Origin of the sequence: Pseudonocardia phyllosphaerae (assembly GCF_046546475.1) — a bacterium.
Taxonomy (GTDB): Bacteria; Actinomycetota; Actinomycetes; order Mycobacteriales; family Pseudonocardiaceae; genus Pseudonocardia; species Pseudonocardia phyllosphaerae.
The window spans coordinates 80,137-98,510 of sequence record NZ_JBKGXS010000005.1; the positions used below are offsets into that span (position 1 = coordinate 80,137).

Below are 18,374 nucleotides of genomic sequence, written 5' to 3' on the forward strand. Positions count from 1 at the left end.
TCCGATGCGATCGCCACGTCCCACCCGAGTGCAGCGCCCACCCGAGTTCAAGGAGGAACTTCCATGGCCGACGTGCTGGCCGAGGGCTACAACGTCTTCGACACCGCCAAGTCCCCGAGCGGAACGGTGAAGTACCTGTCCTCGCCGGCCGACGTGATCTCGTTGATCCAGTCGGGCAAGCTCGCCGAGCACATCCTGCTCGTCCAGGGCGGGACGACGACCTTCCTGGCGCCCGCCCTGTCGATGGGCGCGATCGGCGTCATCACCATGTCCGGCGCCCCGGAGTCGCACCTGGGGATCCTCTCCCGGGAGTTCCAGACCCCGTGCGTGATGACCGCGCACCTCACCGACAGCGAGTCGCGCTACGTCGTCGGCAACACCGACCCGGCGCACTTCGACGAGATCGCCAAGGCGCTCGACGGCCGCAAGGTGCGCCTCGACTGCAGCGACAACGAGGTCGGCCGGGTCGTCGCCGACGACTGAGCGGGACCGGCACCGGCACGGCGACGGCGCCACCAGCACGACCGATCTTCTTCCACGCGGGCGAACCGGGACAGGAGCACAGCGCAGTGACCACCACCGAGGGCAAGAAGGCGACCTACAAGAAGCGCTACGAGGAGGGCGACGACGGCCTCCGCTTCCAGGACCTCACCTACACCGGCAACTTCGTCGGCATGGAGCCCGTCACCGACGGGATCAAGGGCGACAAGATGATGAAGGCGCGCGCGAAGTCGGGCGTGCTGGAGAAGGTGTCGAAGGAGGACGTCCTCCGCGACGAGTTCACCATCGACGAGCTCAACGACCTCAACAACTACCTCGCCTGGAACATCTGGGACGTGCTGGTCATGCGCGCCACCGAGGGCGTCAGCGGCATGATCCCCCGCCAGGAGTACGAGATCCTGGCCTTCATGCACGAGTTCTACCGGTGGCCCGAGATCATGGCGATGACCACCCGCGAGGTCGGTGGCGCGCAGGGGATCATGGACATCGGGGCGACCGCGCGCCGCGAGATCGGCACCAAGGTCAACGCCGTGCACGACTGGTGCATCGGCGCCGTCGGGTTCGGCATGGGCCGCTGCGGCCTGCTGGCGCTCGAGGCGATCAAGCCCGATGAGTACGTCGGGGAGTCCAACGAGATCCTCAAGTTCATGCAGCGCGTGCTCTGGGGCAAGCGCCAGGACGGATACATCCTCAACTCCCAGGACCGCTACCGCTGCCGCATCCACGAGCAGGACTTCCTCGACCAGCTCGTCGCCCAGACCGAGGAGCTGGAACCGGGCAGCGCCAAGCACGGCGCGTTCACCCAGTTCAACGCCGCCGCCGAGCTGCTGGCCTTCCTCGACCACTACGACTGCCGCCTCGGCCTCGGCGACACCGGCCCGTACGAGCTGCCCGACGGCAAGCTGCTGATCCTGCGGGACCTGTTCGTCAACGAGGAGGTCTTCCACTGGTCCGACGTCTGCGAGGACGCCGGCCTGCCGCACTGCTACACCCTCGCGCTGATCATCGACCCGGAGAAGATGGGTCTCGAGGAGATCCGGGTCAACGACATCTCCACGACGTTCACCCGGCCCAAGAACTACATCGAGGCCGTCGTCGGCGGTGCGGTGTTCGCCCGCGAGAAGTGGAACACACCGATGGGCGAGGTGTACCCGATCGCCATCGACGACCTCGCCGACCACCTCGGCCGGGTGCAGACCGCGACGCTCAAGCTCTACTCGAAGACGTCGAAGATGTGCCGCCGCGACCTGATCTGGAACGGCCAGTACGTCTACTACATCGACATGATCCTCCCGCACATGCGCCTGGCCGGGACCTACGAGAAGGCCTGCCGCGACTACGACCTGTGGGAGATCGACCAGCGCGTCGCGAACTACTACTACGAGATCACCAAGCGCGGGTTCGCCCAGGAGACGGTGCCAAGCAAGATCTTCTCCGGCGCCGGCTACCTGCCCTTCCCGGAGAACGCGAGCCTGCGGCACTCGAAGGGCCGTTGGCTGTAGGTCCGCCTCCGACACGAGCCGGCCCATCGGGCGGCGCGGCGCTCCCCGCCGCGTCGCCCGCCTCCGTGAAGGGACACCTCCATGACCGCAGTCGTGCTGGACAAGAGCGGCTACGACGTCCTCGACGTCGTCGCGCTGAAGAAGATGGCGAGCCCCGACGTCGTCGCCGCGGCGTCCGGGATCGAGCAGGACCGCGTCGACGAGATCCTCGAAAGGCTTGCGGGGCAGGGGCTCGTCGTCGTCGCGGGCGGGTCGGCGCTGCCCACCGACGAGGCCGAGCCGGCGCTGGCCCGCGCCGCCGCCGAGCACTACGCCGACGTCCGCACCGACGACGAGGTGCTCGCCCTGGTGGCGAAGTTCGAGACGACCAACGCCCAGTTCCTGACGACGATGTCGTCCTGGCAGCAGATCGACGTCGGCGGGAGGAAGGTCACCAACGACCACACCGACCCCGACCACGACGGCAAGGTCATCGACCGGCTGGAGAAGCTGATCGCGAAGCTGACCCCGCTGCTCGACGCGCTGGCCGGGCACGACGCGCGGTTCGGCCGCTACCCGCAGCGGTTCGAGGCCGCCGTCGAGGCCGTCGACCAGGGGCGGCACGAGTACGTGTCGTCGCCGACGATCGACTCGGTGCACAACATCTGGTTCGAGTTCCACGAGGACCTGCTGCGCACCCTGGGCCGGGAGCGGGCGGAGTGACGGTGACCGAACCGCAGACCTCCGGGCCGTCGGCGGGCGGCTCCCGCGGGTTCACGCTCACCTTCGACGAGGCCGACCCCGCCGACGTCGACCGGCTCGGCGGCAAGGGCAGCGGCCTGGCCCGGATGAGCCAGCAGGGGTTGCGGGTCCCGCCCGGCTACGTGATCGGCACCGACGCATGCCGCAGCTACCTGCGGGAGAAGGCACTGCCCGCCGGGCTGGCCGAGGAGGTCACCGCCCGGCTCGCGGAGCTGGAGCGGCGCTCCGGGAAGACGTTCGGACGCGGCCCGCAGCCGTTGCTGCTGTCGGTGCGGTCCGGGGCCCCGATCTCGATGCCCGGGATGATGGACACGATCCTCGACCTGGGCATCAACCGCGAGGTCGCGCGGGCCGTGGCCGCCGCGACCGGGGACAGCCGGTTCGTCGCCGACCTCGTCGCCCGCTTCCACGCGATGTACGCCGAGACCGTGCTCGGGGCGCTCGACCCCGGCGACGGGATCGACGAACTGGTCGCCGCGGTCGACCCCGGTGAGGACGCGGGCGAGGTCTACGACCGGATCTGGGCCGCGTGCGAGCAGTCCCTCGCCGAGTCCGACGACGAGTCGGTCCCCGACGACCCGCAGGCACAGGTGATCGGCGCGATCGAGGCCGTGTTCCGGTCCTGGAACACCCGTCGCGCCCGCACCTACCGCGAGTTCCACGCGATCCCGCACGACCTGGGCACCGCGGTCGTCGTGCAGTCGATGGTGTTCGGCAACGTCTCCGACGACTCCGGCTCCGGCGTGGTGTTCACCCGCAACCCCGCGACCGGTGAACCCGGCCTGTTCGGCGAGTACCTCGCGCACAGCCAGGGTGAGGACGTCGTCGCGGGCACCCGTACCCCCGACCCGGTCACCGAGGCGCTCGCCCCGGACGTGCTCGACGAGCTGCGCCGCACCTGCGCCGACCTGGAACGCGACCGGGCCGACGTGCTCGACATCGAGTTCACCGTGGAGCACTCCACGCTGTACTTCCTGCAGGTCCGCAGCGCCAAACGGACCCCGGAGGCGGCCGTTCGGATCGCGGCGGACTTCCTCGCCGAGGGCGAGGTGAGCCCCGCGGCGGCGTTGCGCAACCTCACGCCGGAGCAGGTCCGCCAGGTCCAGCGTCCCGGCTTCGACGACGACGAGGTCGCCCGCGCCCGCGACGAGGGCCGGCGGCTCACGACCGGGACCGGCGCCTGCCCGGGGCAGGTGTCCGGGGTGCTCGTCCTCGACCCGGACCGGGCGAAGGAGCGTGCCGAGGCCGGTGAGGACGTCGTGCTCGCGCGCGCGGTGACCAGCCCCGCCGACCTGCACGGGATGATCGCCGCCCGCGGCATCGTCACCGCCACTGGCGGCTCGACCAGCCACGCGGCCGTCGTCGCACGGGCGCTGGGGACGGCGTGTGTCGTCGGCGCCGGCGCGATCACCATCGACGCCGAGGCGCGCACCCTGACCGTCGGCGGCCGCACGGTCGTCGAGGGCGACGAGGTCTCCCTCGACGGAGCCGGCGGCGAGCTGTTCGCCGGGCGGATCAGCACCGCGACCCCGGCCGCCGCGACCGGTGCGCTCGGTGCGGTGCTGGCCGCGGCGAGCCGGGCGTCGGAGTGCGAGGTGCTGGTCAAGGTCACCCTGCCCGCCGACGTGGACGGTGCCCGCGAGGCCGGTGCATCCGGCCTGGTCACCGGTATCGACGACGTCCTCGCCGCGACCGGGCACATCGAGGGCCTGGTCGCGCAGCTGCTCGGCCCCGCGTCCGATGCCGCTGCTGGGGCCGACGACCGCTTCGACCGGATCGCCGAGCTCGTCGAGGCCGAGTTCACCCCGCTGCTGGCCGGGACCGGTGAACTCGACGTGGGTGTGCGGGCGATCGACCTGGTTGCCGACGAGGCCCGGGAGATGCTGCAGCAGACCGCGATCACGACGCGGCACCCGGAGCTGGGGCTCCCGCTCGGACGTCCCGCGCTGGTGGCCGCGCAGCTGCGCGGGCTGAACCGGGCCGCCGCCAACGCCGGCCGTACCTCCGGCGTGCACCTGGCCGTACGGCACCTGTCCGACCCCGCCGAGGCGGCCGCGCTGCGGGCGATCGCCGACGAGATCGGCGGTCCGGTGTCGGTCGGGGCCTACCTGACCGGGCCGCGGGCCGCCGGGAACGCCCCGGCGATCGGGGACGCCGTCGACGTCCTGTGGGTGGAGGTACGGGCGTTGCAGGCCGCGGTGTTCGGGATCCCCGCCCGGCAGCTGCTCACTGCCGAGCCGCTCGACGACTACCTGCGCCGCGGGCTGCTGCCCGTGGACCCGCGGACGGCGCTGGACCCGATGGTGCGCACGCTGCTCGGCGACGTCGCGCGGGCACAGCACGACGGTCGCCCGGTCGGGATGCGGCTGTCCGGCGAGGTCCCGGAGGAGGCCGCCGCACAGCTGTACGGGCTGGGGTTCCGCCGGTTCGCCGTCGAGGCCGACGGAGCGCGGCCGCTGGTGCTGGCGCTGGGGAAGGCGGCGCTGGCGGGGTAGCGCACCGGCGTGCGGTGGGACGAGCCGCGGCGGGCGGGCCGGTCGGGTGCGAACCCGGCCGGCTCGTCGTGGGTGCGGCTACCCGCCGTGGGCCGTCCGCGCTGCGTGGGAGCCGACCGATCCCCCTGGGGAACACCTCACCTACTGAGTCATCTCGGCATCGGGGTCATATCGGCATCGGGGCTCTCCCGCCGGCCTCCGGCACCGGGCACCGTGGGCGGCCTCGCCGAGGACCGGTCGAACCAGCGCAGGCGCTCACCGGAGTCGTGAACGCGCACCTGATCGCGCGAGCGTTGACCACACCGGTGTGCGCCTGCAGTCCGTGCCGGGACCCCGGGGCGGGGCTCAGCCGCAGATCCGGCGGACGGCGTCGAGCAGGGGGTCGCGGCCGGTCACGGCGGTGCCGGGGTGGGGGCCGGGAGACGGGGCGGGGGAGGCCGGCACGAGGGCCGCGGCCTCCCGGCGCCGTCGGCGCCGCCGGGCGCCGGGGGCCTCGGCGGAGCCCCCGGCAGCCTCGGCGGAGCCCCCGGCAGCCTCGGCGGAGCCCCCGGCAGCCTCGGCGGAGCCCCCGGCAGCCCCGGCGGGGTTCCCGGCAGGTGCGGCGGACGTCGCGGTTCCGGTTCCATCGGCGGGACCGGGGCAGGCCGCACCTCCGGAGCACCCGCATCCGCAGTCGTCGCCGGGCTCGGAGCCGGGCACCCGGTGGGAGGGCACCGCGCACGCGTCGGCCGGCTCCCGGGCGGCGTCGTCGCCCAGCAGGTAGGACAGCACCTCCTGCGGCCAGAGCGCGACGAACTCGGCGCCGGCCTCGGTCAGCTCGGCGGCGGTGTGCATCCCCCAGGTCACCCCGACGACGCGCACGCCGACCTCGCGGGCGTCCCGGACGTCGCCTGCGGTGTCGGTGACCAGCACCGTCGTCGCGGGATCCGGACGGGCCGCCTCACCGCCCTCGTCGTAGTCGGCGGAGCAGCGACGGCCGAAACCGCTGCCGGCGTCGGCGAGGAAGGTGCGCAGTGCCGCCCGCTTGTCCGGGGCGACGTCGCCGCCGAACACGTGCGCGAAGCAGTAGGCGAGGTCGTTGTCGACCAGCACCCGCCGCAGCACCTCCATCGCATTCGACGACATCACCGCGAGCGTGCACTCCGACGCCAGCCTCCGGACCACCGCCTGCATGCCCGGCACCAGCGGCGGCGAGTAGGACGACCGCAGCGCAGCCAGGAAGTCCGCCGTCGCCGCCCGCGCCTGCTCGTCGGTGGAGCAGAGGCTGCGGATCGAGGTGAACACGTTGCCGCGGAACAGGCCGAAGTACTGCCCCGGGGTGTCCACCCCGAGACCGTGCCGGCGGCTGATCGGCTCGAAGACCTCCCAGGAGGCCAGCCGCGTCTGGACCAGGGTGCCGTCGAGGTCGAAGACGACCGCGCGTACCGGCGGGGTGCTCATGGGCGGCTGTAGACCTCACCGAGCTCGCCGAGCCCGATGAAGTCCATGCACTCGCCGTAGCCGGTGCGCCCCTCGCCGGTCCAGCGCAGCAACGCGTTGTGCCCGACGACGCCCGGCTGGGACTGCCACGGGAACGTGGTCAGCGCCTCGCCCTCCACCGTCAGCCGCCGGTCGCCTGCGGTCACCTCGATCGCGATGTGCTCGGGGTAGAGGCCGCGGCGCCGGGTCAGGCCGCTGCCCCCGTCGAGGCCGTGCAGCTTGCCGTTCTCGACGAGGTAGCCGTGGGTCAGCCGCAGCGGGGAGTCACCGTCCGGCCCGTTCGCGGTGTCGAAGTCGAACAGCCCGTGCACGACGAGGTCGCCGCCGAAGTGGGCGTGCAGCCAGGACAGTCGCGAGGTCTGCCGTTCCGCGCGCACGCCCCAGCTGTGGTCCATCGTCGCGACGCAGTCGATCGGCAGCGTCCGGCCGCGGACCGACAGCTCGCCCTCGTAGTGCCCGGACTGGTCGAAGTGCCCGGCGTAGGCGTGCCCCCAGGTCTTGGCCATGTCCCGGTCGGCGGCCAGCGGGTCCATGCCGGGGTCGTTGATGTCGTACGCCGGCATGATCGCGGTGTAGCGGAACCGGATCTCCACCCCTGCCGCCGGGTCCGAGTACGACACGTCCCACACCCGGTTCGGGTCGGTGGCGACGACCTTCAGCCCGTTGGGCAGCTCGTAGTCGAGCAGGCTCTCGGGCACGGGCAGGTTCTGCGCGTCCCAGTACTCGGCGGCCCACGGCTCGCGCACCCGCCGGGAGTTGATCGACACCGTCGAGCCGACCATCCCGATCGGCTTGCGGTGCAGGGCGTAGAGCCCGATGTTCACCGGCCGGTCGGTGTCCTGCCCGGCGTAGAGACCGAAGTAGTTGGTCTCGGCCCAGAGCGGGTCGTCGCTGGTGGGGGTGTGGAACTCTGCGTCCTCGGGGCGGATCACCGGTGAACCTCCTGGCGCGGGCACGTGCTCGACACCCTGCACACTCCCGCTCGCGTACCCGTCGCGGCCACGGCGCCGGTGGACAACGGCCACGGCCGACGTTGTCCCGGACGGATAACGCCGACCGGATCATCGCGGTCCTACTGTCCCGGAGCGACGGTGGCCCCGCTCACACGAGGGGCCGCCACACACCGACGGAGGTGGCCCGGGCATGCAGCTGGCGACGGTGCTCGGCCAGGTCGTCTCGACGATCAAGGGTCCCGGGCTCGAGCGGTTCACCCTCCTCCTGGTCGCCGACGCGACCACCGGCACCGATGCGACGACCGGCACCGATGCGACGACCGGCACCGATGCGACGACCGGCGCCGACGCGCGCACCGGCGGCGCGCCGGACGTCACCGGCTACGTCGCCGTCGACACCGTCGGAGCCGGCGTCGGGGAGCTCGTGCTCGTCGCCACCGGCGGTGCCGCCCGGATCGCCGCCGGCGCCGACGTCCCCACCGACCGCGCGGTCGTCGGCATCGCCGACACCGTCGTACGGGACGGCGCGGTCACCTACCAGAAATCCTGATCCCGGTCCCTGCGCCCGCAGGGCCCCGCCACCCCAACCCGGCACACCCAGAACCAGGCACACCCAGGAGGACACCATGGCTCCGACGAGCGAGGCCCCGGCCGCCCCCACCCTGCGCGGCGCGCTGGGCCTGATCGAGACGAAGGGTCTGGTCGGCGCGATCGAGGCCGCCGACGCGATGGTCAAGGCCGCGAACGTGCAGGTACTCGGGCACAAGGAGATCGGCGGCGGCCTCGTCACGATCATGGTCCGCGGCGACGTCGGCGCGGTGAAGGCCGCCACCGACGCCGGCGCGGTCGCCGCCGGGAAGGCGGGCGAGGTCGTCTCCGTGCACGTCATCCCGCGCCCGCACGACGAGACCGAGGGCATCCTCACGTCGCTGACCCGCCCCAAGAGCTGAGCCGGATCCCGAGCGAACCCAGCTGAGCCGATCACCGAGGGGTGGAGATGACCGCAGCAGCCACCGGCGCACCGGCCGGCCTCGACGCCGACCTGGCAGGCCTGGCCGACGTCCGGGCCAAGGCCCGCGCCGCCCGCGAGGCCTTCACCTCGCTCGAGGGCGTCGACCAGGAGACCCTCGACCACTGGGTGCGCGCCATGGCGCGGGCCGGGACGAAGGCCGCCGAGGAGCTCGCCCGCCTCGCCGTCGACGAGACCGGCTACGGCGTCTACGAGCACAAGATCTACAAGAACCGCTACAACACCGGCTTCGTCGCCCGCTGGATGCTGGATCGTCGCGCGATCGGCGTCCTCTGGGTCGACGACGACGCCCGCGTCACCGCCGTCGGTACCCCGATGGGGGTGATCGCCGGGATCATCCCGGTCACCAACCCGACGTCGACGGCGCTGTTCAAGAGCCTCGCGGCGGTCAAGTCCGGCAACGGGATCGTGCACGCCCCGCACCCGCGGGCCGCACGGTGCACGCTGCGCGCCGCCGAGATCATGGCCGAGGCCGCCGTGGGCGCGGGTGCCCCGGAGGGGCTCGTGTCGTGCCTGGAGAACCCGACGCTGCCCGCCACCCGGGAGCTGATGAGCCGCGACGAGATCGCGCTCGTGCTCGCCACCGGCGGGCCGGGGATGGTGCGCGCGGCGTACTCCAGCGGGAAGCCGACGATCGCCGTCGGTGCCGGGAACGTGCCCGCCTACGTCGGCCGCAGCGTCCCGGACCCGGCCGAGGCCGCCGAAATGATCATCACGTCGAAGTCGTTCGACAACGGGACGGCGTGCGTGGCCGAGCAGTCGGTCGTCGTCGTCGAGGACGTGGCGGAGCCGTTCCTGGCCGCGTTCGGCGAGCGCGGCGCGTACTGGATGAACGCACCGCAGCAGGCGGCGCTGGCCCGGGTGCTGTTCGACGAGCGCGGGGCGATGCGGCCCGCGTCGGTCGGCCGGACCGCGGTGCAACTGGCCGAGCTCGCCGGGTTCGGCGTGCCGACGGCGACCCGCGTGCTGGCCTGCACGCTCGGCTCCGTCGGCGTCGACACCCCGTTGTCCCGGGAGATCCTCGGGCCGGTGCTGTCGGTGTACCGGGAGCCCGATCCGGCCGCCGGCCTGCGGCGCTGCCGCGAGATCCTGGCCCTCGACGGGGAGGGGCACACCGCCGCGGTGCACGCCGCCGACCCGGAGGAGGTCGCCCCGTTCGGCTCGCTGCCCGCCGGGCGCATCGTGGTCAACACGCCCGCGCTGTTCGGCGGGATGGGCTACTCCACCGACGTCGACCCGTCGTTCCAGCTCGGTACGGGGACGTGGAGCGGCTCGATCTGCTCGGACAACGTCACCCCGCTGCACCTGATCAACATCAAGCGGATCGCGCACGAGGTACGGCCGTGGCGCACCGTCTACGACCCGGTGGAGCTGTGACCATGACCGCTCCCACTGTCTCCTGCCGGGCCGGTTCCGCTGCGGCGCAGGGCCCCGAGGCGCTGCTCACCGCCGCCGCGGCGACCGCGCAGGCCGTCGCCCGCGACGGGGTACCCGACGCCCCGGCCGCCGCTGCGCTGGCCGCGGCGTCGTCGCTGCGCACCGGGGTCGACCTCGGCACGGCGAGCTGCGTGCTCACCGTGCTCGCCGTCTCCGGCGACGGGGCGCAGTACCCGGTGTGGGTGGACGCCCACCCGTCCGGGGCGCTGGCCGACGGCGTCGTCGTCGACTTCGCCCGGGCCATCGCTGCGGTCCGCCGGCTGCGCGAACGCGCCGAGGCCGGGCTCGGCACCCGCCTCGCGACGGCCGCGACGGCCTATCCGCCGTGCATCCCGGTCACCGACGCCCGGGCGTGCGCCTACGTCTGCGAGTCCGCCGGGTTCGACGACGCCGTGCTGGTCGACGAGGTCGACGCCGCGCAGCGCACGCTCGGCGTGCACGACGGGGTCGTCGTCGACGTCGGCGGCGGCTCGACCGGGGTCGGCGTCTACCGCGGCGGCGAGCTCGTCCGGCTCGACGACCGGCCCGGCGGTGGCCACCACCTCGACCTGATGCTCGCCGGTGGTCTCGGCATCGCCGTCGAGGACGCCGAGCCCTACAAACGCGCCCACCCGGACGAGGCCTTCCCGGTCCTGGTCCCCGGCCTGCAGCGGATCGCGGAGAACGTCCGCGTGCTCACCGCGGGCGCCGAGGACCTGCCCCTGCACATCGCGGGTGGTGCCCTGATGATCGCCGGCGCGGAGACCGTGTTGGCCAGGTACCTGGAGCGAACCGTCGTGACCTATCCGCACGCACTGCTCATCACCCCGCTCGGCATCGCGAGGGCCGCGGCATGAGCACACCCACCCCCACGCTGCGCACCTACGCGTTCATCGACCGCATGCAGCCGCAGTGCGCGGCGCACATCGCGGCCACCAGCCCCGGCGACGTCCCGATCGCCGGGATGGCCGAGCTCTACATCGAGATGGCCCCCGGGAACGAGGTGTTCCGCGCCGCGGACATCGCGCTCAAGGCAGCCGGGGTGCGCCCCGCACTGCAGATCATCGAGCGCGAGTTCGGGCTGCTGGAGATCCACTCCGAGCAGCAGGCCGAGGTGCTCGCGTCCGGCCAGGCGATCCTCGACGAGCTGGGCATGACCGAGGCCGACCGGATCCGCCCGACGATCGCCTCCACCCAGTTCATCACCAACGTGCACCCGTACCAGGCGCAGCTGCTCAACAAGTGGCGCAAGGGATCCATGCTGATGCCCGGGCAGAGCCTTTTCGTCATGGAGGTCGCCCCGGCCGCCTACATCTCGATGGCGGCCAACGAGGCCGAGAAGGCCGCGAACATCACCGTCATCGAGCTGCGCGCGGTCGGCCGGTTCGGCCGGATGTTCCTGTCCGGCACCGAGAGCGAGGTCCAGTCCGCGCGCGACGCCGCCGTCGCCGCCCTGGAGACCGTGCACGGCCGGGAGGACACGCGGTGACCGTCATCGGAGCGGCTCAGGTCGACGGGGCCGTGGGCGACGGTGGGGTGCTGCGGGTCGGCCCGCGGGACGTGGTGACGCCGCTGGCGCGGGAGCGGGCCCGGGAGCTGGACGTCGAGATCGTGGCCGGGACGGATGCGGCGGGGAACGCCGGGCCGGCGGCGCCGGGGAATGCCGGGCTCGGGAGTGCCGGGCCGGGGAGCGCCGGGCCGGACAGTGCGGCGACCGGAGCCGGGGGCGCACCGCTGTCGCCCTCGCCGGCCGGGCGAGGGCACGGTGGCGCCCAGGGTGCTCCGCCACCACCGCTGCGGCCGCCGTCGGGCGCGCTCTACCGGCGTGGCGCCCCGCTGCCCGCGGCCGTGCGGCCCGGGGGAGCGCCCGCCGGAAACACCGGGCGGGTGGTCGTCGTCGGCGCCGGGAACGTCGGCATGGTCGCAGCCATGCGCCTGGCCGACGCCGACGTGTTCGGCGAGGTCGTGCTCGTCGACATCGACGAGGGCCGTGCCGCGGGGATCGCGCTCGACCTCACCCACACCGCGGCGCTGTCCGGCTTCGACACCCGGGTGCGCGGCGCCGGGACCGTGGAGGAGGCGGGCCCGGCCGACTACGTGGTCATCACCGCGGGGAAGCCGCGCACCCCCGGCATGACCCGCTCCGATCTGATCAGCACGAACGCCGCGATCGTCGGCGACGTCGCCCGCCGGGTCGCCGCGACGTCGCCGCAGGCGGTGATCGTCGTCGTCACCAACCCGCTGGACGAGATGACCCAGCACGCCTGGACGGCGTCCGGTTTCCCGTCGGACCGGGTGCTCGGCATGGCCGGGGTGCTCGACACCGCTCGTTTCCAGGCGCTGGCCGCGCTCACCGGCGCCGCGCGCGCGGACCGGATCCAGGCGTGGGCGCTCGGCAGCCACGGCGAGGAGATGGTCATCCCGCTCTCGGCCGCGACGGTCGGCACCCGCCCGCTCGCCGACGCGATCGCCGCCGACGAGCTCGACGCGATCGTGCAGCGCGCCCGCGCCTCCGGTGGCGAGGTCGTCGGGTTGTTGCGCAGCGGCAGCGCGTTCATGGCGCCCGGCATGTCCGCGGCCCGGATGGTGCTGGCGATGGCCGCCGACTCCGGCGACGTCATGCCCGCCGCGGTGTACGCGGACGGCAGCTACGGCATCTCCGGTGTCTACGCCGGGCTCCCGGCCCGGCTGGGACGCGGGGGGCTGCGGGGGATCGTCGAGCTGGACCTGCGTCCGGCCGAGCTCGAGGCGTTGCACGAGGCGGCGGCCCGGATCCGGGAGCGCCTGGCGGACCTCGCGGAGTCCGCCGCGGCGGCGTGACGGGAGCGACATGAGGGCCGTGGTCTTCGCCGGGGACGGCGGCGTGCGGGTCACCGACGTCCCGGAAGCGCGGATCGAGGAACCGGCCGACGCGCTGGTACGGGTGCGGCGGGCCGCGGTGTGCGGCACCGACCTGCACACCGTCGCGCACGGCGACGGGCTCGACCCCGGCACCGCGCACGCCCCGGGCACCGTGCTGGGGCACGAGTTCGTCGGCGAGGTCGTCGCGACCGGTGCCGCCGTCGTCGGGCACCGGGCCGGGGACCGGGTCGTCGGCGCGGACTTCACCGCGTGCGGGTCCTGCTGGTGGTGCCGGCGTGGCGACCACTGGGAGTGCCCGGGGCGCCGCTTCTTCGGCACCGGCACCGCGTTCGGCCCGGCGCTCGACGGCGCACAGGCCGAGCTGGTGCGGGTGCCGTGGGCCGACACCGTGCTGCGGCCCCTGCCCGACGCCGTCGGCGACGACGCCGCGGTGTTCCTCGGCGACACCCTCGCCACCGGCTACGCCGCCGTCCGCCGCGCCGATCCGTTGCCCGGGGACACCGTCGCCGTCGTCGGCGGGGGACCGGTCGGGCAGCTCACCGCGCTCGCCGCCCAGGCCTGCGGAGCCGGGACGGTGCTGCTGGTCGAGCCGGTCGAGGCCCGGCGGGCGCTGGCCGCGGCGGAGGGCTCGGTCGCCGTCGCCCCGGACGATGCCGGCGGCGCCGTCCGGCGGCTCACCGACGGGCGCGGCGCGGACGTCGTCGTCGACGCGATCGGGGGCCCGCGGGGCCTGGACACCGCGTTCGGCCTGGTCCGGCGGCGCGGGACCGTCGTCTCGGTCGGCGTGCACACCGGGGACTGGTCGCTGCAGGCCGGCCGCGCGTTCGCCGACGAGCTGACCCTGCGCTTCGCGATCGGTGACGTCATGCGCGACGGCGACGCGCTCGTCGCGCTGCTGGGGTCCGGGGTGCTGGACCCGACGGTCGTCGTGGGAGAGACGGTGTCGCTGGACGACGTTCCCGAGGCGTACCGCCGCATGGCCGAGCGACGTACGCTCAAGTCGCTGATCGTGCTCTGACCGACGGGGGTGGGGGATGACGACGCTGGACCCGTCCGGCCCGGCTCTCGCCGGCGAGGAGGGGCACGAGCGGCTCGACCGGCTGCTGGCCTCGGTCCCCGCCGACCCCGTCACCGCCGCCGACGAGCTCGCCCGGCACGCCTCCGCCGCGGCCGGGACCCCGGTGTCGGTCTGCGCCTGGCGCGACGGCCGCTGGTCGGTGCTCGCGGGCTCCGGGATCGGCGTCGCCGGGCTGCCGGTGGGCGGACCGGACACCGGCGCCGCCGACGGCGCATCGGGCCTGGTCCACGGCCCGGACGGGCCCGCCGCGCTGTGCTGGGACCCCGACATCCGGCCCGGCCGCGAGGTACTCGCCCGGCTGCGGCACGGGCGGGCGTGGCTGTCGCTGCAGCTGCAGGGCACCCGGGCCCGCGGCGAGATCGAGTCCGTCGCCGCGGAGACCGAGGCCGTCCGGGAGGTGTCGCGGCGGCTGCTGACCGTGCGCGACCTCGACCAGGTGCTGCTCACCGTCGCCGAGCAGACGCTGCGGCTGCTCGACTCCGACATCTGCGGGGTGATGCTGCGCGAGGACGACGTCGTCCGCATGCGCGCCTGCGTCGGCAACCGTGCCACCGAGACCGCACGGCTGCGGATGCACCGCGGCCAGGGCGTCGCCGGGCTGGTGTTCCTCACCGGGGAGCCCGCGCGCGTCGACTCCTACCTCGACGACCGCACGATCAGCGACGACTTCATGTCCCTGGCCGAGCGGGAGGAGACCCGCTCCGCGCTGGCCGTCCCGCTGCAGCTGCACGGCGAGTTCCTCGGCGTGCTGGAGGTGTGGCGGCGGCGTCGCTCGGTGTTCACCGACAACGACGTGCGCCGCATGGTCACTCTCGCCGACTTCGCCACGATCGCCATCGACAACGCCCGGCTGCACGACGAGCAGACCGCCGCCGCAGCCGAGCTGGGCCACGCCCACGACGCGCTGCAGCGCCACGTCGCCGTCGTCGACCGGGCGTCGCGGCTGCAGCAGGACCTGCTGCGCACCGTGATCGGCGGCGGCGGGCTGCCCGCGGTCGCCCGCGCCGTCGCCACCGAGCTGTGCTGCGAGATCGCCGTCTACGGCCCGGACGGCGAACGCGTCGCCGGGCACCGCTCACGCGACCTGGTCTCCCAGCTCCCGGCGGTGCTGCCCGTGACGACCGGCGGCAACGCCACCCCGACGCTGCGCAACCGGCAGGTCGTCGCCCGGCCGGTGCACGCCGACGGGGACCAGGTCGGCCAGATGCTCATCGCCCGCACCGGGCGCACCGACGATCTCGTCGACGTCGTCGCCGGGCAGGTGGCGATGGCCTGCTCGCTGGCGTTGCTGCGCGAGCGTGCCGCCGGACGGGCCCGCGCCGAGGCCGCCGAGCAGGTGCTGTGGGATCTGCTGCAGGGCCCCGTCGAGCACCGGATCGCCGCACGCACCCGGGCCCAGCAGCTCGGGGTGCACCTCACCGGCGGGTTGCGGGTGCTGCACGGCCGGATCGACGACCTCGCCGCCGTCGCCGCCGAGCACGGCTGGGACACCTCGCAGACCGACCGGGTCCGCCGCCGGGTACTGCGGATCGTCCGCACCCTGCACGGGCACGGGCTCGCCCTGGCCAGCCTGCGTGGCGACCTGATCGTCGGGATCGCCGCGGACCTGGATCGCAAGGCGGCCCGCGAGCTGGTGACCGCGTTCTCCGCGGCGATCCACGAGGAGCTGCCGGAGCTGCGGCTGACCTGGGGGATCAGCCGGGAGCGCCGCGAGGTCGTCGACCTGCCGAGCGCGTTGAACGAGGCCCGCACCGCGCTGTCGGCGGCCACCCGGTTCGGCGGGCAGGACGTGTTCCTCTACGAGGAGCTGGGGATCGTGCGGCTGCTGCTCGGCTCCGGCGACGACCCGGACCTGCAGACCTTCGTCGACGAGGTCACCGGTCCGCTGCTCGACTACGACCGGGACAACGACGGCTCGCTGGTGCGCACCCTGCGCGCGTTCTTTGACGCCGACTGCTCGCAGAAGCTCGCGGCGGACCGGTTGTTCGTGCACCACAAGACGCTGCGCTACCGGCTGGAGCGGATCCGCCAGCTCACCGGACTGGACCTGAGCCGGCACGAGGACCGGATGCGGGCGGACTTCGCGCTGCGGCTGCTGCAGGTGACCCGGGCCGACGAGGACGAGGGCCCGGACCCGGTGTGAGCCCGGGCGCCGTCGCCGGGTCAGCGGGGTGGCTGGACCGAGCCGGTCACCATCGTCTCGGTGTCCCCGGCCGGACGCGGGATGACGTGGCTGGTGTACAGCTCACCGGTCTGCGCTGCGGCGACCCGGCCCGCGGCGATGGCGGCGGTGACCGCGCCGACGTCCCCACGCACCAGCACCGACACCTGCCCGTTGCGCAGCGTGCGGTAGCCCTCGACCTCGACGTTCGCGGCCTTGACCATCGCGTCGGCGGCCTCGATCGCGCCGACCAGACCCCTCGTCTCGATCATGCCGAGCGCGGTGCCGGTGCGTCCTGCGTCCGCCATGGCCGTCCCCTCTCCCGAGCCGCGGACCGCCGTCGGTGCCGGTCCCATTCGCGAGGCTAGGCCGGACCCGTGGCGACGACGTTGTCCCGCAGGGACAACAGCAGGGGTGTCGGTTGTCCCCGGATGCCTGCGTCGCCGACGTCCGCGGGGTGTCGCGCCCGCCGAGCGCCTCCGGCCCGGATGGTGGGAGCTCAGTCGGCCGGTTCGGCGTCGACGCCGGTGTTCTCGTCGTCGCCGGCCGGGGTCGGCTCCTCGTCGTCCCGGTCCCGGTCCTCGGGTTCGCGCTCGCCGAGGATCCGCTGTTCGGCCTCGTCGAGGGCGCGCTGCGGGTCCTGGCGGGCCTCCTCCGGGGAGAGGCCACGTGCGTCGCTGTCCTGGGAGTCGTGGTCGGTCACGGCAGGGGAGTACCCGCGACGGGGCCCCGCGTCACCCACCGAGGGGCCGTGTCGCTTCTGCGCCGTCCTCGCGCCGTTCCCGTGTCCGTCGTGTCGTGGAGCTGCGCCCGCCGAACGCGCACCCGTTCCGGGGACGCTCACCTGGTCGGCTGCGCGTTCGCGGAACGGGTGCGCGGCTGCGGACCGGCCCGGCGGACCGGCCTGCGGCTCGGCGGCCTGCGGGCCGGCTCCGGGCCGGTCTCAGGCGTCGGACCAGGCCGGGTCGCCGGGGACGTCGGACGCCGGCGCGTTGGTGCGCACCAGCTCGGTGCCCTTCTCGAAGTCCTCGTCGGCCTGATACGTCGCGACGGCGCAGACGGTGCCGTCCTTCTGGTACCAGGCGGTGAACCCGCCGTCCGGGTGCTCGACGAACGCGACCCGGTCGAAGCCGTCGCCCCAGCCGGTGTACTGCAGCGAGTACTCGCCGAGGTCGGTCCAGAAGCCGGGCGGGGTGTCCCAGGTGGCCTCGCCGCCCGCGGCGGTGGTGCCGGCGATGCCGCCCATGGTCTCGGCGTCGTCCCAGTGCTCGACGGCGAGGTGCCGGCCCGCGGCGGCGTTGCGCGCGTAGGCGACGTCCCCTGCGGCCAGCACCCCCGGCACATCGGTGCGCATGTGCTCGTCGACGACTACCCGCTTGTGCTCGACCGGCAGCCCGGCGTCGTCGGCCAGCTCCGAGCGGGGCGCAGCACCCGCCGCGACCAGCACCACGTCCGCGGCGACCGGGTCACCGCCGTCGATGTGCACCAGGCGCCGCCCGTCGACGACCTCGATCGAGGTCACCTCGGCGGAGCCGCGCATCAGCACGTTCTCCTGCCGCAGCCAGCGCCCGATCTCGGTCCCGACCCGCTCGCCGAGGCGCGCGGCCTGCGGCACCGCCTCCCGCCCGACGAGGGTCACGGTGAGCCCGCGGCGGGCCAGCGACACCGCCACCTCGCAGCCGATGAACCCCGACCCGACGACGACGGCGGTCTCCGCGCCGTCGAGGGAGTCGATCAGGTTGCGGGCACTGGCCAGGCTGCGCAGGTGGTGGGCCTCGTCGTCACCGGGGATGGGCAGGTGCACCGGGCCGGCGCCGGTGGCGAGGATGCACTGCTGCCAGGTGACGGTCTGCCCGTCGACGGTCGCGGTGCGTTCCTTCGGGGCGAGTTCGGTGACCGTGGTGCCGGTGCGCAGCTCGACGCCGTCGAGGTCACCGAGCGGCAGGTCGTCGGCGGTCGTCTCGCCGACCAGCAGCTCCTTGGACAGCGAGGGGCGGAAGTAGGGCGCGGTGTCGTCGTCGGAGACGACGAGGATCGGTCCTGCGCCGCCGTTGTCCCGGTAGGACGCGGCGGCCTGGTGCGCGGCCGGGCCGCCGCCGACGACGAGAAGGTCCACTGTCGTGTCGCTCATGGGAAGGGGTTACCCGCACGGCGCG

17 protein-coding genes are annotated in these 18,374 nt (G+C 74.0%); 12 read left to right on the forward strand and 5 right to left on the reverse strand.

Going from position 1 to position 18,374, the window contains the following annotated elements; translation table 11 throughout:
- The first annotated feature begins 63 nt into the window (after positions 1–63).
- The 4 genes from ACLE50_RS12475 to ACLE50_RS12490 all read left to right on the forward strand — a co-directional run bounded on the left by ACLE50_RS12475 (position 64) and on the right by ACLE50_RS12490 (position 5,239).
- Positions 64–483 (forward strand): PEP-utilizing enzyme, encoded by a 420-nt coding sequence (locus ACLE50_RS12475; RefSeq protein ID WP_410943653.1) that lies wholly within the window; start codon positions 64–66, stop codon positions 481–483.
- 86 nt (positions 484–569) lie between these two features.
- Entirely contained in the window at positions 570–2,003 is a 1,434-nt protein-coding gene (locus ACLE50_RS12480; RefSeq protein ID WP_410943654.1) for a hypothetical protein, read from the forward strand.
- An 81-nt stretch (positions 2,004–2,084) separates the two neighbouring features.
- Positions 2,085–2,705, forward strand: coding sequence for a hypothetical protein (locus ACLE50_RS12485; protein WP_410943655.1), 621 nt, complete (start codon positions 2,085–2,087; stop codon positions 2,703–2,705).
- A gap of 2 nt (positions 2,706–2,707) precedes the next feature.
- The gene (locus ACLE50_RS12490; protein WP_410943656.1) at positions 2,708–5,239 is read left to right on the forward strand and encodes a pyruvate, phosphate dikinase; all 2,532 of its coding nucleotides are present in this window, start codon (positions 2,708–2,710) and stop codon (positions 5,237–5,239) included.
- A gap of 345 nt (positions 5,240–5,584) precedes the next feature.
- Here ACLE50_RS12490 and ACLE50_RS12495 read toward each other — a convergent pair whose 3' ends face one another.
- On the reverse strand, positions 5,585–6,679 hold the full coding sequence (locus ACLE50_RS12495; RefSeq protein WP_410943657.1) for an HAD family hydrolase: 1,095 nt from the start codon (positions 6,677–6,679) through the stop codon (positions 5,585–5,587).
- Positions 6,676–7,650, reverse strand: a complete 975-nt coding sequence (locus ACLE50_RS12500) for a DUF7064 domain-containing protein (protein WP_410943658.1) — start codon at positions 7,648–7,650, stop codon at positions 6,676–6,678. Before ACLE50_RS12500 ends, ACLE50_RS12495 begins: the two co-directional genes overlap by 4 nt.
- A gap of 211 nt (positions 7,651–7,861) precedes the next feature.
- On the opposite strand from ACLE50_RS12500, the gene ACLE50_RS12505 reads away from it, so the two are divergent.
- The 8 genes from ACLE50_RS12505 (at position 7,862) to ACLE50_RS12540 (ending at position 16,200) form a co-directional block, all read left to right on the forward strand.
- The gene (locus ACLE50_RS12505) at positions 7,862–8,221 is read left to right on the forward strand and encodes a EutN/CcmL family microcompartment protein (protein WP_410943659.1); all 360 of its coding nucleotides are present in this window, start codon (positions 7,862–7,864) and stop codon (positions 8,219–8,221) included.
- Between the two features lie 76 nt (positions 8,222–8,297).
- Positions 8,298–8,621: a BMC domain-containing protein gene (locus tag ACLE50_RS12510; RefSeq protein WP_410943660.1), complete on the forward strand. Its 324-nt coding sequence runs from the start codon at positions 8,298–8,300 to the stop codon at positions 8,619–8,621.
- A gap of 47 nt (positions 8,622–8,668) precedes the next feature.
- A complete protein-coding gene (locus ACLE50_RS12515) occupies positions 8,669–10,078 on the forward strand; it encodes an aldehyde dehydrogenase family protein (RefSeq protein ID WP_410943661.1) in 1,410 nt (469 codons plus the stop codon).
- 2 nt (positions 10,079–10,080) lie between these two features.
- On the forward strand, positions 10,081–10,974 hold the full coding sequence (gene eutJ, locus ACLE50_RS12520) for an ethanolamine utilization protein EutJ (protein ID WP_410943662.1): 894 nt from the start codon (positions 10,081–10,083) through the stop codon (positions 10,972–10,974).
- Complete coding sequence (locus ACLE50_RS12525) at positions 10,971–11,606, forward strand: BMC domain-containing protein (RefSeq protein ID WP_410943663.1); 636 nt, start codon at positions 10,971–10,973, stop codon at positions 11,604–11,606. The genes eutJ and ACLE50_RS12525 overlap by 4 nt, the downstream gene beginning before the upstream one ends.
- Positions 11,603–12,937: a malate dehydrogenase gene (locus ACLE50_RS12530; RefSeq protein WP_410943664.1), complete on the forward strand. Its 1,335-nt coding sequence runs from the start codon at positions 11,603–11,605 to the stop codon at positions 12,935–12,937. Before ACLE50_RS12525 ends, ACLE50_RS12530 begins: the two co-directional genes overlap by 4 nt.
- A gap of 10 nt (positions 12,938–12,947) precedes the next feature.
- Complete coding sequence (locus ACLE50_RS12535) at positions 12,948–13,997, forward strand: alcohol dehydrogenase catalytic domain-containing protein (RefSeq protein WP_410943665.1); 1,050 nt, start codon at positions 12,948–12,950, stop codon at positions 13,995–13,997.
- A 16-nt stretch (positions 13,998–14,013) separates the two neighbouring features.
- A complete protein-coding gene (locus tag ACLE50_RS12540) occupies positions 14,014–16,200 on the forward strand; it encodes a helix-turn-helix domain-containing protein (RefSeq protein WP_410943666.1) in 2,187 nt (728 codons plus the stop codon).
- Between the two features lie 20 nt (positions 16,201–16,220).
- On the opposite strand, the gene ACLE50_RS12545 is transcribed toward ACLE50_RS12540, so the two are convergent.
- The 3 genes from ACLE50_RS12545 to ACLE50_RS12555 form a co-directional block, all read right to left on the reverse strand.
- Positions 16,221–16,526 (reverse strand): BMC domain-containing protein, encoded by a 306-nt coding sequence (locus ACLE50_RS12545; protein ID WP_410943667.1) that lies wholly within the window; start codon positions 16,524–16,526, stop codon positions 16,221–16,223.
- Positions 16,527–16,717: 191 nt separating this feature from the next.
- Positions 16,718–16,921, reverse strand: a complete 204-nt coding sequence (locus tag ACLE50_RS12550; protein WP_410943668.1) for a hypothetical protein — start codon at positions 16,919–16,921, stop codon at positions 16,718–16,720.
- 240 nt (positions 16,922–17,161) lie between these two features.
- Positions 17,162–18,349 carry an NAD(P)/FAD-dependent oxidoreductase gene (locus ACLE50_RS12555; protein WP_410943669.1) on the reverse strand — a complete coding sequence of 396 codons (1,188 nt, stop codon included), beginning with the start codon at positions 18,347–18,349 and terminating at the stop codon, positions 17,162–17,164.
- Positions 18,350–18,374 lie beyond the last annotated feature (25 nt).